This is a genomic window from Sporosarcina soli (genome assembly GCF_042655805.1).
In the GTDB taxonomy this organism is placed as follows: Bacteria; Bacillota; Bacilli; order Bacillales_A; family Planococcaceae; genus Sporosarcina; species Sporosarcina soli.
In genome coordinates, this window is record NZ_JBHSNO010000024.1 from 1 (window position 1) to 1,485 (window position 1,485).

Consider the following 1,485-nt stretch of genomic DNA (forward strand, 5'->3'; position numbering starts at 1 on the left):
TCTAACGATTTATGTTTTTATGCATACTAAAGAAAACCTAGCGAGTTCGATTTTTTCACGAGGTCATATATGTGGTAAAATTGTTGGTACGACTATGAGTGGGCGGCTAACCTATATTCATAGTTCATATTGTGTGTAATGAGAAAGAAGATAGTCTTCAACAGCTTGTTCACACATGCGATGGAAGCAACCTTATGACATTTGTTGTAGGGTTGTTTTTTTAATTTGTCATAGTATTCAACAAAGTGATTCTTTCCATGACGTCTTAGTTTAATCATATTTTGAATGATGATATACAGTAATTTCCTTAGATGTTTATTTCCACGTTTATTAATTTTGTCCTTCGCAAAGAATTTACCCGATTGGTAACGTCTAATATCGATGCCTGCGAAAGCATTAAGCTGTCTGTTATTATCAAAACGTCGAATATCCCCAATTTCGGCTATTAGGCGAACTGCTGTATTAGTGGCGATTCCTGGGATACTAAGGAGTAAACTAAATTCTTTTAGCCCCTCAGCTAACACCGCCATTTTGTCTATACATTGTTCTTTTTGGAGAATGAGCTCTTGATATCGTTTTGCATACGTTATAACCTGGTCGCAAAACACGTCCGTGGATGAAACTGATGGATAAGATCTCTCTGCGGCTTCAAGCAGTTTTACTGCTTTCTCTTCAGCTTTTTCACTCGACATTCGTTTGTTTGTATTAGCTAGTATACGGTTTTTTATAATCGTCTTTGAATAGTTAAGGACGATGTCCGGATGTGGAAAGAGCTGAGCTACATTAAGAAACAACTCGGACTTACTGGTGAAGATTTTCTCTAATTCGGGAAAAGTAATCTGGATGACTTTATGCATTCTACTTCGAACTACACTCAACTCAGTATCCAATTCAATATAATGTCTGGATAGGGCTTTCAACTGGGCATAAACATCGTTCGATTTAGATTCTATCCGTCTGTTACTCGTAAAATGGGTAAGGGCCAGCTGATGTGCATCACTTCGATCTGTTTTATGAATGCGTAACGTATCACATTGCAGTTTTGCCTCTAGCGGATTAAGGAGACAATACCTGTAGCCATTTTCACTCATAAAACGTTCGAGAGGTCTTGAATAGACACCAGTCGCTTCAAAGACGATGTGTGGCTGCTCACCATATCCATCAATTATTTCATCTATCAAGGCTTTGAGTTCTGCGAACTCGGGTCGATTGTGTTCAATTTCCTTCTCCAATTCACATTTTTTTAATGCGTTATAGACAACCATATAGCTCTTACCCATACTGATGTCGAATGCAATAACGTGTTTCATTTCCTCTCACCTCTTGATGTATTGAAGCCTCACCTTAACCTTATCGATTCCAATTTCTTATACACGATCTCAAAGGACCCAACATACTTTAACCTGATTCAAATAAAGGTGGTGAAGTAGGCCGGTTTTATTTACGGATTCAAGATCCCAAAGAAACTACGACCTATCCTTCTCC

The 1,485-nt window shown here is 38.2% G+C and carries 1 protein-coding gene; it reads right to left on the reverse strand.

Annotation, left to right across the window (positions count from 1 at the left end; genetic code table 11):
- Positions 1-92: 92 nt before the first annotated feature.
- The gene (locus ACFPRA_RS24950) at positions 93-1,310 is read right to left on the reverse strand and encodes an IS110 family RNA-guided transposase (RefSeq protein ID WP_381440855.1); all 1,218 of its coding nucleotides are present in this window, start codon (positions 1,308-1,310) and stop codon (positions 93-95) included.
- Positions 1,311-1,485 lie beyond the last annotated feature (175 nt).

Excerpts from the sequence above, each read along its gene's own strand:
- ACFPRA_RS24950 (WP_381440855.1), bottom strand. The coding sequence starts at position 1,310 with ATGAAACACGTTATTGCATTCGACATCAGTATGGGTAAGAGCTATATG.